15 protein-coding genes are annotated in these 16493 nt (G+C 62.5%); 6 read left to right on the top strand and 9 right to left on the bottom strand.

Annotation, left to right across the window (positions count from 1 at the left end):
* Positions 1-150: 150 nt before the first annotated feature.
* The 5 genes from D2N39_RS19840 to D2N39_RS19820 all read right to left on the bottom strand — a co-directional run bounded on the left by D2N39_RS19840 (position 151) and on the right by D2N39_RS19820 (position 5307).
* The gene (locus tag D2N39_RS19840; RefSeq protein WP_119136523.1) at positions 151-1296 is read right to left on the bottom strand and encodes an OpgC family protein; all 1146 of its coding nucleotides are present in this window, start codon (positions 1294-1296) and stop codon (positions 151-153) included.
* Positions 1283-3073 (bottom strand): glucans biosynthesis glucosyltransferase MdoH, encoded by a 1791-nt coding sequence (gene mdoH, locus D2N39_RS19835; RefSeq protein WP_119136522.1) that lies wholly within the window; start codon positions 3071-3073, stop codon positions 1283-1285. The genes D2N39_RS19840 and mdoH overlap by 14 nt, the downstream gene beginning before the upstream one ends.
* 3 nt (positions 3074-3076) lie before the next feature.
* Positions 3077-3256, bottom strand: coding sequence for a hypothetical protein (locus D2N39_RS19830; protein WP_147373523.1), 180 nt, complete (start codon positions 3254-3256; stop codon positions 3077-3079).
* Positions 3256-4851 carry a glucan biosynthesis protein gene (locus D2N39_RS19825; protein ID WP_119136560.1) on the bottom strand — a complete coding sequence of 532 codons (1596 nt, stop codon included), beginning with the start codon at positions 4849-4851 and terminating at the stop codon, positions 3256-3258. The genes D2N39_RS19830 and D2N39_RS19825 overlap by 1 nt, the downstream gene beginning before the upstream one ends.
* Before the next feature lie 255 nt (positions 4852-5106).
* Complete coding sequence (locus D2N39_RS19820; RefSeq protein ID WP_119136520.1) at positions 5107-5307, bottom strand: SlyX family protein; 201 nt, start codon at positions 5305-5307, stop codon at positions 5107-5109.
* Positions 5308-5388: 81 nt separating this feature from the next.
* Here D2N39_RS19820 and hisS point away from each other — a divergent pair, with 81 nt between their 5' ends.
* From hisS to hisG, 3 genes are read left to right on the top strand one after another with little or no spacing between them, the layout of a single operon-like run.
* Positions 5389-6876: a histidine--tRNA ligase gene (gene hisS / locus D2N39_RS19815; RefSeq protein ID WP_119136519.1), complete on the top strand. Its 1488-nt coding sequence runs from the start codon at positions 5389-5391 to the stop codon at positions 6874-6876.
* On the top strand, positions 6873-7973 hold the full coding sequence (locus D2N39_RS19810) for an ATP phosphoribosyltransferase regulatory subunit (RefSeq protein WP_119136518.1): 1101 nt from the start codon (positions 6873-6875) through the stop codon (positions 7971-7973). Before hisS ends, D2N39_RS19810 begins: the two co-directional genes overlap by 4 nt.
* A gap of 3 nt (positions 7974-7976) precedes the next feature.
* Positions 7977-8687, top strand: a complete 711-nt coding sequence (hisG, locus tag D2N39_RS19805) for an ATP phosphoribosyltransferase (protein ID WP_119136517.1) — start codon at positions 7977-7979, stop codon at positions 8685-8687.
* On the opposite strand, the gene D2N39_RS19800 is transcribed toward hisG, so the two are convergent.
* Both D2N39_RS19800 and D2N39_RS19795 read right to left on the bottom strand, forming a co-directional pair.
* Positions 8662-9597, bottom strand: coding sequence for a DMT family transporter (locus D2N39_RS19800; RefSeq protein ID WP_233557316.1), 936 nt, complete (start codon positions 9595-9597; stop codon positions 8662-8664). The genes hisG and D2N39_RS19800 overlap by 26 nt on opposite strands.
* 17 nt (positions 9598-9614) lie before the next feature.
* A complete protein-coding gene (locus D2N39_RS19795; RefSeq protein WP_119136516.1) occupies positions 9615-10046 on the bottom strand; it encodes a DUF1489 family protein in 432 nt (143 codons plus the stop codon).
* Positions 10047-10173: 127 nt separating this feature from the next.
* Between D2N39_RS19795 and D2N39_RS19790 the strand changes: the two genes are divergently transcribed.
* The 3 genes from D2N39_RS19790 to D2N39_RS22735 all read left to right on the top strand — a co-directional run bounded on the left by D2N39_RS19790 (position 10174) and on the right by D2N39_RS22735 (position 14994).
* The gene (locus tag D2N39_RS19790) at positions 10174-12447 is read left to right on the top strand and encodes an adenosylcobalamin-dependent ribonucleoside-diphosphate reductase (RefSeq protein ID WP_119136515.1); all 2274 of its coding nucleotides are present in this window, start codon (positions 10174-10176) and stop codon (positions 12445-12447) included.
* 266 nt (positions 12448-12713) lie between these two features.
* Positions 12714-13730 (top strand): DNA-processing protein DprA, encoded by a 1017-nt coding sequence (locus D2N39_RS19785; RefSeq protein ID WP_119136514.1) that lies wholly within the window; start codon positions 12714-12716, stop codon positions 13728-13730.
* Positions 13731-13737: 7 nt separating this feature from the next.
* Positions 13738-14994 (top strand): HAD family hydrolase, encoded by a 1257-nt coding sequence (locus D2N39_RS22735; protein WP_147373522.1) that lies wholly within the window; start codon positions 13738-13740, stop codon positions 14992-14994.
* Between the two features lie 8 nt (positions 14995-15002).
* Here D2N39_RS22735 and D2N39_RS19780 read toward each other — a convergent pair whose 3' ends face one another.
* Together D2N39_RS19780 and D2N39_RS23705 are read right to left on the bottom strand one after the other, a co-directional pair.
* Complete coding sequence (locus D2N39_RS19780) at positions 15003-16367, bottom strand: hypothetical protein (protein WP_119136513.1); 1365 nt, start codon at positions 16365-16367, stop codon at positions 15003-15005.
* A gap of 27 nt (positions 16368-16394) precedes the next feature.
* Entirely contained in the window at positions 16395-16487 is a 93-nt protein-coding gene (locus tag D2N39_RS23705) for an integrase core domain-containing protein (RefSeq protein ID WP_407645600.1), read from the bottom strand.
* Positions 16488-16493: the final 6 nt, after the last annotated feature.

Below are 16493 nucleotides of genomic sequence, written 5' to 3'. Positions count from 1 at the left end.
AACGGCCGATTGGGGCGAGTGAATGTTCATTCATCACATGGGGCAAGATCAGCCTTGCGTCAACTCTGCCGTGCCTGCCAGCAAATAAAAGCGATACCGCAGAGACGGGTTTGCCCGTTTCTGCGGCGCGCAAGTCACGATTCAGGTGGTTCAGACCAGCCGGGCGCGCTTTTCCGCACGGCGCCATGCCTCTTTTGACCAGGCGAGCAGCAGCATCAGGCCGATTCCCCCGCCGATCAGCATGGTATCCAGTGCAAGGCTTTGCGGCGCCACCAGCTTCACCCCGTTGGCGGCATAGCACAGCACGACGCCCAGCCCGAACACCGCCAGCCCGTTGCGCCCCAGCAGCGCGAAGGGCGCGGCCGCCGGATGCGCTGCCAACCGCCGCACCAGCGGCCACGAGGCAAGCAGATAGGCCAGCGCAAGCGCATGGCTCAGCCGCGGGAAGGCGAGGAAGGTCTTGTCAAAGGAAATGAAGATCCAGTGGACGTGCAGATACTCGGCCGCGAGGTAAAGCGTATGGCCGAAGGCATCCGACACCGGCTTGACCAACGAGGCAACCAGCGCGAAGCCGACCCATGCCATCGCCAGCCAGATCAGCCAGCGCCGTTTCGGAACGAAGCTGTCCCCCCGGCGAATGGCCATCCCGCTCAGCAAGCCGACGGTGAAAATCACCTGCCAGCTGAACGGGTTGAAGAACCAGCCGCCATCCATGGGATAATTCGGCATGTTGAAATAGATCATGGCAGCAGCCAGCCATAGCGCGACCGACAGCGCCATGGTAACGCGCGGCCAGCGCAGGCCCGCCCAGAGTGTCAGTGGCGCGAAGGCCAGCAGCACGGCATACAGCGGCAGGATATTGGCGTAGCCGATCTGGTGGGTCAGCAGCGGGATACCGATCAGAAACTCCAGCGGCTTCTGCCACTGGAAGCGAATCGCATGCAGGCGCATCGCCTCGGGCGCGTCGAACCACAACATTGTCGCAGCCGAGATGCCAAGCGCAATCACCGTGGTCACGATATGCACCTGATAGAGCGTCCAGACCCGGCGCCAGATATGGCCGACGCCTTCCCAGAACGGGGCAGAGCGGTCGAAATACTTGCCATACGCCAGACCGGCAGCGATGCCCGACATTAGAACGAATGCCTCTGCCGCATCGGAGAAGCCGAAATTCCGGGTGGTGAGGTTCTCGTAAACCGTGCCGGGCGTGTGATTGATGAAAATCATCATCAGGCACAGGCCGCGGAACACGTCGAGCCGGGGATCGCGCGGGGCGCGGATGTCAGGCGCTGGCATGGGAAGGTTCGGTTCCGACAAGAGGGGCGCCCGGAAGGGCGGCCTCCCCCTCCCATATTGCAAGGATTTCACGTTGGCGCCGCATCACCGGGGGCTCTGCCAGATCGGTGGGCGTGACGAACAACCCGCTGCGCGAGGGGCGCGACGACCATGACAGCAGCAGCGGCGCGACCAGCATGGGCAAGATCACCGGCAGCATCCAGACCACCAGACCGGGCGCCATGGCCCAGGTGCCGGCCAGCGCCACGGCGCCGGTCATCACGATCCAGTGGCTTGCCGCCCAGGCGTCGCCGAGGCTCAGCGTCGCGGCGCCGCGGTTGTTGGTGGGCCAGCCGCCATCGCGGCCCAGAAACACCTGAAACACGCTGCGCGTCTGCCAGGCCAGCAGCACCGGCGCGGTGAGCGAGGAAAACAGCAGTTCGGCAAAGACCGAGGCAAAGACCCGTGCGGCGCCGCCGAAGCTGCGGGCGCGGCCGCTCATGGACGCATGCAGGGCGATGGCGAATTTCGGCAGAATCAGCAGGCCAAATACCCCGATGGCCAGACCAATGGCCTTTGAGGTTTCGGCCTGAGGGAAAATCGGGAAGGGCCAGTAGGGCTCGGGGAAGTAATCGGGCGGCGGCGCGAAATGTGGTGCCAGAACCGAGGCAACCATGAAGCCGATCCAGAACAGGGGCGAGATATAGGCCATGATGCCCTGAAAGAACACGAAGCGGCTCCAGGGTTTCAGGCCGGGCGCCAGCAGCAGGCGGCTATGTTGCAGGTTGCCCTGACACCAGCGCCGGTCACGTTTCGCGTGATCGACGATGTTTTCCGGGCCTTCCTCGTAGGAACCGGCAAGGTCGTCATCCAGCCGCACCCGCCAGCCGGCACGGGCCAGAAGGGCGGCCTCGACATAATCATGGCTCATGACATGGCCGCCGAATGGCGGTTTGCCGCGCAGTTCCGGCAGACCGCAGCTTTCGGCGAAGGCGTGGACGCGGACCATGGCGTTGTGGCCCCAGAAAGGCCCGGTGCGGCCTTGCATCATTGCCAGACCGCGCGCAAAAACGGGCGAGTGGAAGGCGGCGGAAAACTGCATGGCGCGGCCGAAGCGGGTTCCGGCGCGGGTGACGACCGGCAGGGTCTGCAACAGGCCGAGGTCGGGCGTGGCCTGCATGCGGCGGGCCATTTCCACGATGGTGGCGCCTTCCATCAGGCTGTCGGCATCAAGGATCAGTGCGAAATCATAGGCGCCGCCGGATTTCTGGATGAAATCCTCGACATTCCCGGCCTTCTTGCCGCGGTTGTCGGTGCGGCGGCGATAGAAAATGCGCCCTTCGGCCGCCCGGTCCCCGACCAGCCGCAGGAACCAGAGGCGTTCGCGTGCGGCAATTGCTTCGTTCCGGCTATCCGACAGGATGGCGATGTGGAACAGATGGCCAAGGCCGGTCGCCTGAAGGCTTTCATCCATCGCCGCCACGCGCGAGAAGGTGGTGACCGGGTCTTCGTTATAGACCGGCACCAGAACGGCCACTTTTGCGGTCAGCGGGCCTTCGGGCAGGGCGGGGGGCTCGGCCTGTGTGGTCAGGCCCATCAGGCCCTGCACCGCACCCCATGCCAGCCACCAGGTCGAGATGAAGATAAGAACCGACCGCGCGATGTCGATGGCATCCAGCCCGTCCGACATGCCGAATTGCAGGAACAGCATGAAGGCCCCGGCCCCGGCGACGAGGCTGAGCGTAACAGCAACGGCGCGCGGCAGGCTGGCGCCGACATGCCCCGCAGGGCCGGGCATGGGTTACAGCCCCTGACGCGGCGACGCGAGCAGGTGCAGACGCAGCATCAAACCCCGCAGAAGACCGCCATGCGGCGCTTCGAGAACCTGCTTGGGCATGACCATGGGCGCCGAAACAGGTGTGCCGATGGCCTGCACCAGACGCTCGACCTCGGCAGAGGAGAGGGGGACGGTGTTCTGCATCACGCATTGATCCATTGATAGAGCCAGGTTTCCGAAAGCTTCCTTCCGAAACCCGCGACATGGGCAACCAGTTCCACGGTCGCCCCCTCTTCTGCCTTCACATCCATCGCCAGCCGCCAGATGTCGGAGCCCCAGACACGCTGGAAACTTTGCGACAGGATCTCGCCGCCATGGACCGAGACGACGGGTTCGACCGGCGCGTCGGCGGGCAGCGGGTTCAGCGGATCGCCGGTGAAATCCACCACGAACTTGCGGGTATTCTCGGCGCTTTCCACACCGGAGACGCCACCTGCACCCGAGCGGGTTTCCAGCACATGCGCCAGATCGGTCCGATCCTCGACCGGCAGATTGCCCCAGCGCAGGCGATAGGTGAACTCGCGCGTGTCACCGGCCTTGACCGAGCCTTCGGGCACCCAGAAGGCCACGATATTGTCGTTGACCTCAAGATCCGACGGAATTTCGACCAACCGGACGCTGCCCTTGCCCCAGTCGCCCAGCGGCTCCACCTCCAGCGAGGGGCGGCGCTCATAGCGGGCTTCGGCGTCCTGATAATGTTCGAACTCGCGGTCGCGCTGATGCAGACCGAAGGCATGCGGGCTGGTTTCACCGAAATGCGAGCCTGCCAGACGTGGCGGATTGCTGAGCGGACGCCACAGCACATCGCCATCGGCCCGGGTGATGCGCAGCCCGTCGCTGTCATGCACCTGCGGGCGATAGTCGTCGAACGCATGGCGGTTGCGTTCTGAAAACAGATACATCGAGGTCAGCGGCGCAACGCCCAATTGCACCACATCGGCGCGGAAGAACAGCCGCGCGGTCACGTCCATCACCGTTTCCTCGCCGGGGGTGATGACGAAACGGTAGGCGCCGGTCACGCTGGGCGATTCCAGCGCGGCGCAGACGGTGACGCTGCGCGCGCCCGGCGCCGGGCGGTCGATCCAGAAGGCGGAAAAGCGCGGGAACTCCTCGGCCGTGTCGGTGGCGGTGTTCAGCGCGAGGCCCCGCGCCGACAGGCCATAGGCAGAGCCCTGACCCAGCGCGCGGAAATAGCTGGCGCCAAGGAAGGCGACCACCTCGTCCATCACGTCCAGCCGGTTCAGCGGGTAATGCAGGCGGAAGCCCGCGACGCCCGGCATCACCTCGCCCGGCGGCACCTTGGCGGCCAGTTCGTTCAGGAAGCGGAAATCGTCGGTGGTAAAGACCATCTCGGCCGCCTGACCGTCGCGCACCTCGTAAAGGCGCACGGGCTCGGCGAACAGCCAGCCCATCGGGAAAGCGTGAAGCTGGAACTGGCTGTCCTTGTCATCGCTCCAGCGCGCCTTGGCGGGATCGAAGCTGACCAGCCGATAGTCGTCATACTTCAGACCGGCAAAGAAACCGCCGATCTTTTCCGGTGCGGCATAGGGCAGGGCGGCGCGATCCTGCATCTGCCGGGTCAGCATGTCAAAGCTGAATTGCTGCGGCGCGGCATCAATCGCAGGGGCCGGAGCCTCCTGTGCAAAGCCACGCCCGGCAGCTGCCATGATGGCACCCGAGGCGGCAGAAAGAATCAGGGCGCGGCGCGAGAGGTTCAGCACGGCCGAAGAGCCAGGCATCATAGCAAGAATTCCAAGCGATTCCGGGCACTCAGGACCGTGCCACATTCGGCGTGCTATATCTGTGCCCGCGCGGGATTTGCAAGGTGTGCCGGTGGCTTGGCCCGGCGATCAGCGCGAATTTGCCCGCCTGTTGCGCGGCGGCCTGCGAAGCTTTGCCGAAGCTGTGCAATTTGCAGGCGCAGAATGAAGTTTCCCGCGTTTCGGGTGCGATTGCGCACCTTTCCGCCGAGGCGGCCCGAGGGGGCCGATTCTTTACCAGTGCGGCGGTTTCTGGTCGGCCAGCGGGATGCTGCCGCCCTCGGCCTCGCGTTCGGCCTCGCGCTCCATCAACAGGCCGATGCGGCGGGCCATGGTGTCCATTTCGCGGGCCTGCCGGGCCACGACATCCGACAGATCCTCGACCATGCGCGCCAGATGGGCGATCTGTTCTTCCAGTGTGGTGATCTTGTCCATGTCCCGGCCTTTCCCTTCCCGCACTTGTCGCGCTGTCCCCCATCCGCTAAGGCAAACGCGATTGCAAGCGAGGCTATCCCCATGTCGAAGGACAAACCCGCCCGTCGCCCGAAGGCTGAACCTCCCAAGGGCTTCCGCGACTATTTCGGTGCCGAAGTCACCGAACGCAAGGCGATGCTGGACCAGATCGCCGGGGTTTACCATGCCTATGGTTTTGATCCGCTGGAAACCAGCGCGGTCGAAACGGTCGAGGCCTTGGGCAAGTTCCTGCCCGATGTGGACCGCCCGAATGAAGGCGTGTTCGGCTGGCAGGATGAGGACGACCAATGGCTTGCCCTGCGCTATGACTTGACGGCGCCACTGGCCCGCGTCGCGGCGCAGTTCCGCAATGATTTGCCTTCGCCGTACCGCCGCTATGCCATGGGTCCGGTCTGGCGCAACGAAAAGCCGGGGCCGGGGCGGTTTCGTCAGTTCTATCAATGCGATGCCGATACGGTGGGCAGCCCCACCGTCGCGGCGGATGCGGAAATCTGCGCCATGCTGTCGGACGCTTTGGAAGTGGTCGGCATTCCGCGCGGCGACTACATCGTGCGGGTCAATAACCGCAAGGTTCTGAACGGCGTGATGGAGGTCGCGGGCGTCTTGGACCCGAGCGACCCGACCCGCTTCGAGGCCGAACGCGGCATCGTGCTGCGCGCCATCGACAAGATCGACCGTCTGGGCGAGGCCGGTGTGCGCGCCTTGCTGGGCGCCGGGCGTAAGGACGAGTCCGGTGATTTCACCAAGGGCGCGGGGCTGTCGGATGAACAGGCCGAGGTCGTGATGGCCTTCATGGCTGCCAAGCGCGACACCGGCGCTGCCACCGCCGCACGCCTGCGCGATCTGGTCGGCGCTTCGGCCATCGGCCTCGATGGCGTGACCGAGCTGGAAACCATGGCCGAGTTGCTGGATGCGCAGGGCTATGGCGCTGACCGTATCGTCATCGACCCCGGCGTGGTGCGGGGGCTTGGCTATTACACCGGCCCGGTTTTCGAGGCCGAACTGACCTTTGAGATCCTCGACGAAAAGGGCCGCAAGCGGCAGTTCGGTTCGGTCTCGGGCGGCGGGCGCTATGACGATCTGGTCAAGCGCTTCACCGGGCAGGCGGTGCCGGCGACCGGGGTTTCCATCGGGGTGGACCGGCTGCTGGCCGCGCTGCGCGCCAAGGGTCGGATGGGGCAGGCGGCGCAGGGGCCGGTTGTCGTGACGGTGATGGACCGCGACCGCATGGCCGATTACATGGCCATGGTTGGCGAACTGCGCCGCGCGGGCATCCGGGCCGAGATGTATCTGGGCAACCCCAAGAACTTTGGCAACCAGTTGAAATACGCCGATAAACGCGAAAGCCCGGTGGCGGTGATCCAGGGGGGCGACGAGGCGGCCAAGGGCACCGTGGTGCTGAAAGACCTGATCCTCGGCGCGAAGATCGCGCAAAGCGCCTCGCTGGAGGAGTGGAAGGACCGGCCCGCGCAGGTCGAGGTCGCGCGCGGCGATCTGGTCAGCGCCGTACGCCGGATGCTGGACCAATGACCATCAGCCCCGCCGCACGCGCCGAGGCCGAGGCGCTTTTCGCGGCCTTCCGTGCCACCGGCGCCGCGCCTGTGGAGGCGGATGTGCTGCAACCCGCTGGCACCCTGCTGGACCTGTATGGCGAGGACATCCGCGCCCGCGCCTATGTCACGCAAGACCCGCTGCGCGGCGAAATGGTGCTGCGCCCCGATTTCACCGTGCCGGTGGTGCAGGCGCATATGTCGGACGGGGCGGAACCGGCGCGCTATTGCTATATGGGCGAGGTGTTCCGCAAGCAGGATCATCTTGGCCCGCGCGCCAGTGAATATCTGCAAGTCGGGTTCGAGGTCTTCGACCGTGACGCGCCGAAAGCCGATGCCGAGGTCTTTGCCCTGTTCGCGCGCCTGCTGGCGCCGCTGGCGCCCAAGGCGCTGACCGGCGACATCGGTATCCTGCTGGCGGCCATCGAGGGGTTGACCACCACGCCGCGCCGCAAGGCCGCGCTGCGCCGCCATGTCTGGCGGCCCCGGCGGTTCCGCGCGCTGCTGGATCGGTTTGCAGGCCGCGCGCCGGTGTCCGAGGCGCGGGCGCGGCTGCTGGGTCACCTGAAAACCGACAGTGCCGAGGCGCTGATGCAGGCCGCCGGGCCGTTGACCGGATTGCGCGGTGCCGATGAAATCGCTGACCGTGCCCGCGCGCTGATCGAGGATGCCGAGGCACCGCCGATTGCCGCGCCGGAGGCCGCGCTGCTGTATGATCTGCTGGGTCTTGCCGCCCCTGCGGATTCGGCGCTGGCGCATCTGCGCGGTATCCAGCCCCTGATGCCCGCCATCGCCCCGGCGGTGGACCGGTTCGAGGCGCGGCTGACTGCGCTGCGCGCCCATGGTATCGACACCGCCAGCCTGCCGTTCGAGGCCAGCCACGGCCGCACCACGCTGGAATATTACGACGGCTTCGTTTTTACCTTCCATGCGGGCGATGCGGGGGCGGAGACGCCGCCGCTGGCCTCGGGCGGGCGCTATGACGCGCTGACCGCGATTTTGGGTCAGGGCCGCTCCATCCCCGCCGTCGGCGGCATCATCCGGCCCGCGCTGGTGGCCGAACGGAAAGGGGCCTGAGCCATGAGCCTCAAGATCGGGGTGCCGTCCAAGGGGCGGCTGATGGAAAAGACCTTCGACTGGTTCGGCGCGCGTGGCGTGACCATGGCCCGCACCGGATCGGAGCGCGAATATGCCGGCGCGGTCGAGGGCATCGACGGGGTGGAACTGGTGCTGCTGTCCGCCGGGGAAATCCCGCGCGAACTGGCGGCCGGGCGCATCCATCTGGGGGTGACGGGATCGGATCTCGTGCGCGACAAACTGGCGGACTGGAACAAGCAGGTGGCCGAACTGGCGCCGCTGGGCTTTGGCCATGCCGATCTGATCATCGCGGTTCCGGCCTGCTGGATCGACGTGGATACGCTGGACGATCTGGATGCAGCCGCCAGCGCGTTTCGCGCGAAACACGGCTTCCGGCTGCGGATCGCTACCAAGTATCACCGTCTGGTGCGGGATTTCCTGACGGCGAATGGTGTGGCGGATTATCAGCTTGTCGATAGTCAAGGCGCGACCGAGGGCACGGTGAAGAACCTGACCGCCGAGGCGATTGCTGACATCACCTCGACCGGCGAGACGCTGCGCGCCAACCATCTGAAGATTCTGACCGATGCGGTGATCCACCGCAGTCAGGCGACGCTGTTCCTGTCGCATCGCGCCGACTGGGGCGCCGAACGCGCGGTGCTGGAGGCGCTGGTGGCGAAGCTCGGGCTCAGCGCGCCCGCGCTTTCCGGCTGACCAGCGCGACGCCGAAGGCGGCCAGCGCCATGCCGGCCCATGAAAGCGGCGGCATGGCCTCGCCCAGCAGCGGCCATGCGAACAGGGCCGACAGCGCGGGGACAAGGTAGAACAGCGCCGAGACCCGCGCGACCTCGCCCGCCCGGATCATCGCCAGCAAAAGCGTCATGGCCAGCAGCGAATTGCCGATCACCAGATAGGCCATGGCCCCAAGGAATTCGGCATCCCAGTTGATCGCCATGCTTTCGGTCGCCAGTGCCACGGGCAGGGTGCAGGCTGCGCCGACGGCATATTGGATCAGGTTCGATGTCACCGGATGGTGGCTGACCCCGAAGCGTTTTTCGTAAAGTGTGCCGCCGGTGATGCCCAGCAGGGCCACGAAGGTCAGCACCAGACCGAGCGTGTTTTCCGCAGCCACTGCCGAACGGCCAAGGATCACCATGACCGATCCCGCCAGCCCCAGCGCAAGGCCGATCCATGCCTTGCGGCCCAGCCGCTCGCCCACTGTCCACGGTGCGGCCAGCGCCACGAGGATCGGTTGCAGGCAGACGATGATCGCCACCCCGCCGGCGGAGACGCCCAGCTTGAAGGCCACATAGCACAGGCCGAAATAGACCACCTGAATGAGGAACCCGACCAGCGCCACATCCCCCGCCGCGCGCCAGCTTTTCGGCAGCGGCGGGCGCATCACCAGTGCCACGGGAAACAGCAGCGCCAAGACCAGCGAATAGCGCAGCGCAAGGATGGTCAGCGGTGCGGCATGGGCGACGGCGATCTTGGCCACGGCGAAGCCCGCCGACCACAGAATCAGGAAGATGACGGGGGCGAGGATCAGCCAGAGGGGACGGGTGCTTTGCATGGCCGCACCATCCTGTGCCACCCCGGTTTGCGCAAGCGGCTGCCGCGACATGGGGTGTCGGAAATGTCCTAGCGCAACCCGATCTCGGCCAAGGCACGCGCGAGGTCTTCGGGCAGGGCGTCATCCTGCGCGCGGCTTTTCGGCAGGTCGCGCGGGCTGTCTTCGGCGGTCAGATAGCGCCAGCCCTGAAACGGGCGGCGGGGCGCGGCCTCGGTGCGGATGACCTGCGGGTCCAGCAGCAGTGCGCAGCGCGCGATGCCGTCGCCACCCTCTACCCGCTTCAGTCCCAGAATGCGCTGTCGGGCCAGCACCTCGCCCTTGATGACCCAATAAAGCGAGCCGCCCGCCAGAACCTCGGCCTCGCGCTTGGGCCACATGCGGGTGACATGCACCGCCCGGCCTTCCGGCCAGCGATGGACCTGCGATTGCTGCCAGTCCTCCAGATCCTCGACGGAATCGGCACCCACGCAGAGTTTCAGAAGATTGACGAAATCGGCCACCTTGCCCCCCGTTGCTGATCCGCAGTTAGGACGATGATCCCGTCACGGCAAGCCCTTTGACGCTTCCGTCTGACAAGCGTATCCTGTAGGGCCTCCCCCCGCAGACCACCACATGAAGGAAAATCCTATGTCTCGATTCGCAGCGCCCATTGCCGAGCAGATCTGGGACATGAAATACCGGCTGAAACAGGCGGATGGCACGCCGGTGGATGCTTCGGTCGAGGATACCTGGCGCCGCATCGCGCGGTCGCTGGCCGAGGTGGAAAAAGACCCGGCGCTGTGGGAAGAGCGGTTCTATTCCGCACTGGAAGGCTTCAAATACCTGCCCGCCGGGCGGATTACCGCCGGTGCGGGCACCGGGCGCAGCGTGACGCTGTTCAACTGCTTTGTCATGGGCACCGTGCCGGACAGCATGTCGGGCATTTTCGACGCGCTGAAGGAAGCTGCGCTGACCATGCAGCAGGGCGGCGGGATCGGCTATGATTTCTCGACCATCCGCCCGCGCGGGGCCGAGGTGAAGGGCGTCGCCGCCGATGCCTCCGGCCCGCTGAGCTTCATGGATGTCTGGGATGCGATGTGCCGCACCATCATGTCTGCCGGTTCGCGCCGGGGCGCGATGATGGCCACCATGCGCTGCGACCACCCGGATGTGGAAGCCTTCATCGAGGCCAAGAAAGACCCGGCCCGCCTGCGCATGTTCAACCTGTCGGTTCTGGTCACCGATGCCTTCATGGATGCCGTGAAGGCTGATGGCCCGTGGGAGCTGCAATTCGACGGCAAGGTCTATCACACGGTTCAGGCGCGCGATCTGTGGAACAAGATCATGCGCAATACGTATGATTTCGCCGAACCCGGTGTGATCTTCATCGACCGCATCAACAAGATGAACAATCTGGGTTATGTGGAAACCATCGCCGCCACCAACCCCTGCGGGGAACAGCCGCTGCCGCCTTATGGTGCCTGCCTGCTGGGGTCGGTCAATCTTGCGACGCTGGTGACGGACCCTTTCACGCCGAAAGCAAAGCTTGATCCGGTCGCGCTGGACGAACTGGTCCGCCTGTCGGTGCGGATGATGGACAATGTGGTGGATGCCAGCCGCTTCCCGCTGGAACAGCAGGCGCTTGAGGCGCGCAACAAGCGCCGCATCGGGCTGGGCGTGACCGGCCTCGCGGATGCGCTGCTGATGCTGGGCCTGCGCTATGGCAGCACCGAGGCCGCCGCGCAGACCGAAGCCTGGATGAAGGCGATCGCCCGCGCTTCCTACCTCGCCTCGGTCGATCTGGCGAAAGAGAAGGGGCCTTTCCCGCTGTTCGATGCCGAGGGTTACCTCGCCTCCGGCAACATGATGCAGATGGATGAGGATGTGCGCGACGCGATCCGCACGCATGGCATTCGCAACGCCCTGCTGACCTCCATCGCGCCCACCGGCACCATCTCGCTTTATGCGGGCAATGTCTCGTCGGGGATTGAGCCGGTCTTTGCCTATGCCTACAAGCGCAAGGTCTTGCAGAAAGACGGCTCGCGCACCGAGGAAGAGGTGGTCGATTACGCGGTGAAGCTGTGGCGCGATCTGAAGGGCGATGCGGCCCTGCCGGATTATTTTGTCAATGCGCAGACCCTGCCGCCGCTGGATCATGTGCGCATGCAGGCCGCTGCGCAGAAATGGATCGACTCGTCGATCTCGAAAACCATCAACTGCCCCGAGGACATCAGCTTTGACGATTTCAAGGAGGTCTACATGGCCGCCTGGGATCAGGGCTGCAAGGGCTGCACCACCTATCGCCCGAATGCGGTGACCGGCTCGGTTCTGACCGTTTCGGAAAGCAGCGAAAAGACCCCGGCCGAGGCACATGCCCCGGTCGAGGGCGGCGAGGTGGTCTATCTGTCCGAGCCGCTGGATCGCCCGGCCGCGCTGGAGGGGCAGACCTACAAGGTGAAATGGCCGGGCAGCGAACACGCGCTTTACATCACCATCAATGACATCGTCATTGCGAACCATCGCCGCCCGTTCGAGGTTTTCATCAATTCCAAGAACATGGAGCATTTCGCCTGGACCGTGGCGCTGACCCGGATGATTTCGGCGGTGTTCCGGCGCGGTGGCGATGTGTCCTTCGTGGTCGAGGAGTTGAAAGCCGTATTCGACCCGCGCGGCGGCGCCTGGATGGAAGGGCGCTACATTCCCTCGATCCTCGCAGCGATCGGCGGCGTGATTGAGCGGCACCTGATCTCCATCGGCTTCATCGAGGGCGAGGGGATGGGCCTGAAATCCGACCCCAAGGCCGAAGTCGTCGCCATCGGCGCCCGTCCGGGCAAGGCCTGCGAAAGCTGCGGCAGCTACGATCTGCGTATGGTCGAAGGCTGCATGACCTGCGGCAGCTGTGGCCAGAGCAAGTGTGGCTGACAGACGGCTTTGCCGGACCGAGAAAAACCATAACCGTGCGCAGGCGAAACCATAAGCCTGCGCAAGGCCTGTCAAGCGAAATCTGGGATATGAAAATATGAACGCAGGACCGGATGGAGACTTATCGCTAAGAGCGCTCTTCAATCTGGCCGGTACCCTGCGGAGAACACTGGGAAAATGGTTGCGTTCGCCTCAGGATGCGTACCCTTTCCACACGCGATCCCTCAGCTGTTGTCCAACCGACAGTTGGCGGCTAGGATCAAGTTATGGCGCTTGCGTTTGCCAGAAAATTTCCACGCGGTAACATGACGGTACAAGCTACCAAGAATTCTGACGTCGAACAGATCGCCTTTCTTGCGCTGTCCAGCTTGAAAGGTGTGGGTTACTGGACGTTATTCCGCCTTAAACAGGAAGGTTTTCTCCTCCACGAAATAATTAACAGTGACGACGGTGACGAGGTCGCGGACACGCTCAGAAAACGCGGGGCTAAGGTGGGCGAGACTTCAAACGATTGGAGCTCAACTGCCGCTCGGGCGTTAGATAGAGCGTTTAGGGTAAAAGAAGAGTTATTACTCGACGGCGTACAACTCATCATGAGTGGTGACCCGAGTTTTCCAGTAAGACTTTACGACCTAGAAGATCCACCACAGTGGCTCTTTGTACGTGGAAGTGTCGAGGTGTTATCTGAACAATCTATCGCTGCGGTCGGAACACGAAAACCAAGTGACGACGGGGAATGGCTGAGCAGATACGTCGGAATGAACCTAAAGGACTGGAACGTTCCTACCGTGAGTGGACTCGCTGCCGGAATGGACCAGCTTGTTCATCAATACTCGATCCGCATGGGTGTGAAAACTATCGCGGTTCTTGGCACCGGCATCAGAACAGAATACCCTAAGGGATCGTCGCGGCTAGCAGACGAAATCGTTGATACTGGTGGTGCAGTTATCACTGAATATTTGATCAACGATAGCTACAGTGGTGAGAACTTTGTTCGAAGAAACCGGCTGCAAGCCGCACTCTCCAAGGTGCTCATACCTATCGAATGGTCACACAAGAGCGGAACAGCGCATACCGTTTCGTACGCTGGAAAGCTTGGAAGGCCGATCGCAGGTCTGCGACTACCAGATTGGTCTACAGATCGAGTGGGCTTCCCCGCTTCATGTACTCGAGCCCGGATCTTCTCGATTCCTAGAGATCAAGAACTGTTCTTTCGATTTGTCGTTGACGGGTTGCGTGCGCCTATAGCCAGTCAACAAAACCAGCTGTTACTTTTTGAATAGGTCATCCATGCCGAGTCTAAAAGGTGTAATTTTTTCTTTAAGTGATGTGATCGTCACGGAAGGAGTTTTGGATAAAAGCCTTCTCGAGGAGCTATCAAAACTTATTAGGTGGCTAGTCTCAGTTGGAGTTGAGCCGGTTTTTGTTGGAAACAGGCCCTGGTTTCTCACACTCGAAGACGGCTCAAAGCTGTCTTTTCAGAGTTTTTTTGATCAGTATATCGGTAAATTCTCCTGGTTTATCGCGAGTGAGAGTAAAATGCCGAACAAGCCGTTCGCGGGGGCGATGCAGTTCGTCTTGCGAGAAAAAGGCTGGGCTAAGCATGAAGCGATCTACATCGGAAACTCTGAGATAGATATGAAGACCGCAAGAAACGGTGAACTCCTTTTTCTGAACGCCCTGTGGTACGGTCAGTCTAGTCCATACGGTTTTCAGTTCCGTAGCCCAATAGATATCGCACGCTTCATTGACTGTTTTTACTTGAAACTCGATGACTGGTTCTGGGCGCTAGAGAACGACGATCTACGAGTTTACTCGATCGCTCCGTTTTCAACACTCTCCCAGAGATTCGCGGAAGCCAAGGGATACTCTCAGCACGCAAAAGACACATCGAAGTCAGGTTCTGGTGATCCCGAGTTTTGGGGGAGGTTACTCGCCTCAAGTGTCTATAAGGCTGGAATATCTGAGGAGATAAATTTTATAACCTCTTACCCAGGTCACTCTAAATCGTCTAAAGATCCTGTGGTGAACGACGCCCTTGAAATTTTCGCTGACTGTGTGCGCGCGAAATTCATTCCGAACCTGATTGTTCGCCACACTGATGCTCAGAAATCGCAGACTGCGAGAACATCTGGGCTGACAGTGGGGGTCAAAAATCAGGTGGACACAATACATCTAAATGAGTTTCCTCGAAAGACGAAGGCTGGCGAGCCCTATGTAAAATCCCCGTTGACTACTGGCAAGACTGTTCTGGTCGTCGATGATTTCTGTACGGCCGGAAACTCTTTTGAAGCGGCTCGCTGGTATATACAATCGACCGGATCAAAAGTTGTTTCGTTGTCTTGGCTGAAAACAATAAATACAGATTACCAAGCTGTAGACCGTCCCGGGAAAATCAAGAATCCTTACATTCCTAACGCTCTTAAATCTGAGCCTGTGAAGAAAATATACTCATACTCCGGTCACGTCAGAAACCATCGGGCAACCTCAGATCTGAGCGATATCTTCGATCGCTACTATAGCTGGTCCTGGCCGGCAGGATTATAGCTGTTACTTCATTTTTGAAGTTCTCTAAAATGATTATCTATTTCCGCCCGAACAAAAACACGGCTGTAATCTCGGCTGTCTTGGATAAACGGCTTCAGTCCCAGTCGGTCTAGATCTACCCGCAGGCTCTGCCAGCTCCTGCGATAGGCGTTCGCCATCGTGCGGGGCGTGAAAAACTTCGCGTGAAACGCTTCCGCGTCAGCAGGCGTGATGTAGAACTGTTCGGATTTCGTCCGGGGGTTGATCGCCCGGGTCGCCGGCGTGTGCCCGTCCAGGATCAGTCGCCGCAGTCCGATCGGCGGACCGGAACCTACAGACTTCGCGAAGGTCTCGATGCTAAGCCCCGGGGGGGCTTCACTTCCGAACAGCCGAGCGACTTCGTCGTGATCGATGAAGACGGCTGCATAACCGGTCCGGCCCTCAAGGTTTCCGATCCGGTGCAGCCGGCCGTCCTTGATCGCTTTAATGATGACGCCTGGGCCGATCTTGAGCCGCTGCGCGGATTTCGAGATGTGTTCCCAGCTGTGCTGGGGCTGACGGAGCTGAACAGCACCCCGCAACAGCCCAGTCAGGAAATCGGTCCCGGTCCGGGGATCCCATACGGATTTCGTCTCCGACGTTTCAAGCGCCGGGACGAGAACCCCGTCTGCAACCAGTAAGTCGAATTGGGACCGGGACGCGCCGATGATGTCCCGGAACTCCTTGGCCGGAACCAGGACAGTCAGGTCGCGCAGCACGGGTTCGGCATCCGCGGCGTCGAATACCGCCCAGGAGTCCGGTAGTGCGCAGTCCGCGGCCAGAATACCTGCGGCGACCAGAAGCTTCCGCAGCCGCCGGGGATCGACGCCGGTTTCTTGGGCCGCTGTCGTCACAGAGTGCAGGCGTCGCTCGTGAACCGGTTCCCCCAGCAGTTCGTCACCTGGCCCGAGGGGCCAGCTGGACGCCATGTGATCCCGAAGGATGCGCCGGAATGCGGCGTAGTCCGGGTTATCCGCGTAATCATGCGACAGGCGGTCATAGAGGGCCGGGAAGATCTTTTTCGGGCCGTCCTGTGGGGTTTCGACCAGGTTTTGAAGGCGAACGAGTGCGCGCCGGACAGCCTCCTCGCCCCCCTGGGCGACTTCAAACCCCTGAGCATACAAGGCGTGTCGCGACTCCTCGGCGATATGGTCCAGCCTGAGACCGTCCAACCGCAGGAGGGCGATCCCCAGAAGCCGACAAAAGACCGATGCGGCGTGCAGCGGATGGCCCGATAGCCAGTCTGACCCCGGACCGTCTGACAGCCTGTCTTCCAGCCAGTCCTCGAAGGAGGTTGGATGTTCCTGAGGCCTATCCAGGTTCCCGTTCAAGATCGCGGCGCTCAGCGACGCCATGTATCGACCCAGCGGAATCTGCACAGGTTAAGCCGCTAATGCGAATGCCTCAGCGGGGGTTTTCATATCCAGCGCCTGATGCGGGCGTCGGTTGTTGTAGAAGCTGATCCAGTCACCGATGGCGCG

Source organism: Gemmobacter lutimaris (genome assembly GCF_003570715.1).
Classification (GTDB): Bacteria; Pseudomonadota; Alphaproteobacteria; order Rhodobacterales; family Rhodobacteraceae; genus Gemmobacter; species Gemmobacter lutimaris.
The sequence above is the reverse complement of the archived record's forward strand: the minus strand, read 5'-3'. Positions and strand labels throughout refer to the sequence as shown.

Bases quoted from the DNA above. Each gene is read 5' to 3' on its own strand.
- hisG (WP_119136517.1), top strand. From the start codon at position 7,977: ATGAGCCTCAAGATCGGGGTGCCGTCCAAGGGGCGGCTGATGGAAAAG.
- D2N39_RS19830 (WP_147373523.1), bottom strand. From the start codon at position 3,256: ATGCAGAACACCGTCCCCCTCTCCTCTGCCGAGGTCGAGCGTCTGGTG.
- D2N39_RS19840 (WP_119136523.1), bottom strand. From the start codon at position 1,296: ATGCCAGCGCCTGACATCCGCGCCCCGCGCGATCCCCGGCTCGACGTG.
- D2N39_RS19790 (WP_119136515.1), top strand. From the start codon at position 10,174: ATGTCTCGATTCGCAGCGCCCATTGCCGAGCAGATCTGGGACATGAAA.
- D2N39_RS19825 (WP_119136560.1), bottom strand. From the start codon at position 4,851: ATGCCTGGCTCTTCGGCCGTGCTGAACCTCTCGCGCCGCGCCCTGATT.
- D2N39_RS19820 (WP_119136520.1), bottom strand. From the start codon at position 5,307: ATGGACAAGATCACCACACTGGAAGAACAGATCGCCCATCTGGCGCGC.
- D2N39_RS19800 (WP_233557316.1), bottom strand. From the start codon at position 9,597: ATGTCGCGGCAGCCGCTTGCGCAAACCGGGGTGGCACAGGATGGTGCG.
- mdoH (WP_119136522.1), bottom strand. From the start codon at position 3,073: ATGCCCGGCCCTGCGGGGCATGTCGGCGCCAGCCTGCCGCGCGCCGTT.
- hisS (WP_119136519.1), top strand. From the start codon at position 5,389: ATGTCGAAGGACAAACCCGCCCGTCGCCCGAAGGCTGAACCTCCCAAG.
- D2N39_RS19780 (WP_119136513.1), bottom strand. From the start codon at position 16,367: ATGGCGTCGCTGAGCGCCGCGATCTTGAACGGGAACCTGGATAGGCCT.
- D2N39_RS22735 (WP_147373522.1), top strand. From the start codon at position 13,738: ATGCCGAGTCTAAAAGGTGTAATTTTTTCTTTAAGTGATGTGATCGTC.
- D2N39_RS19785 (WP_119136514.1), top strand. From the start codon at position 12,714: ATGGCGCTTGCGTTTGCCAGAAAATTTCCACGCGGTAACATGACGGTA.
- D2N39_RS19810 (WP_119136518.1), top strand. From the start codon at position 6,873: ATGACCATCAGCCCCGCCGCACGCGCCGAGGCCGAGGCGCTTTTCGCG.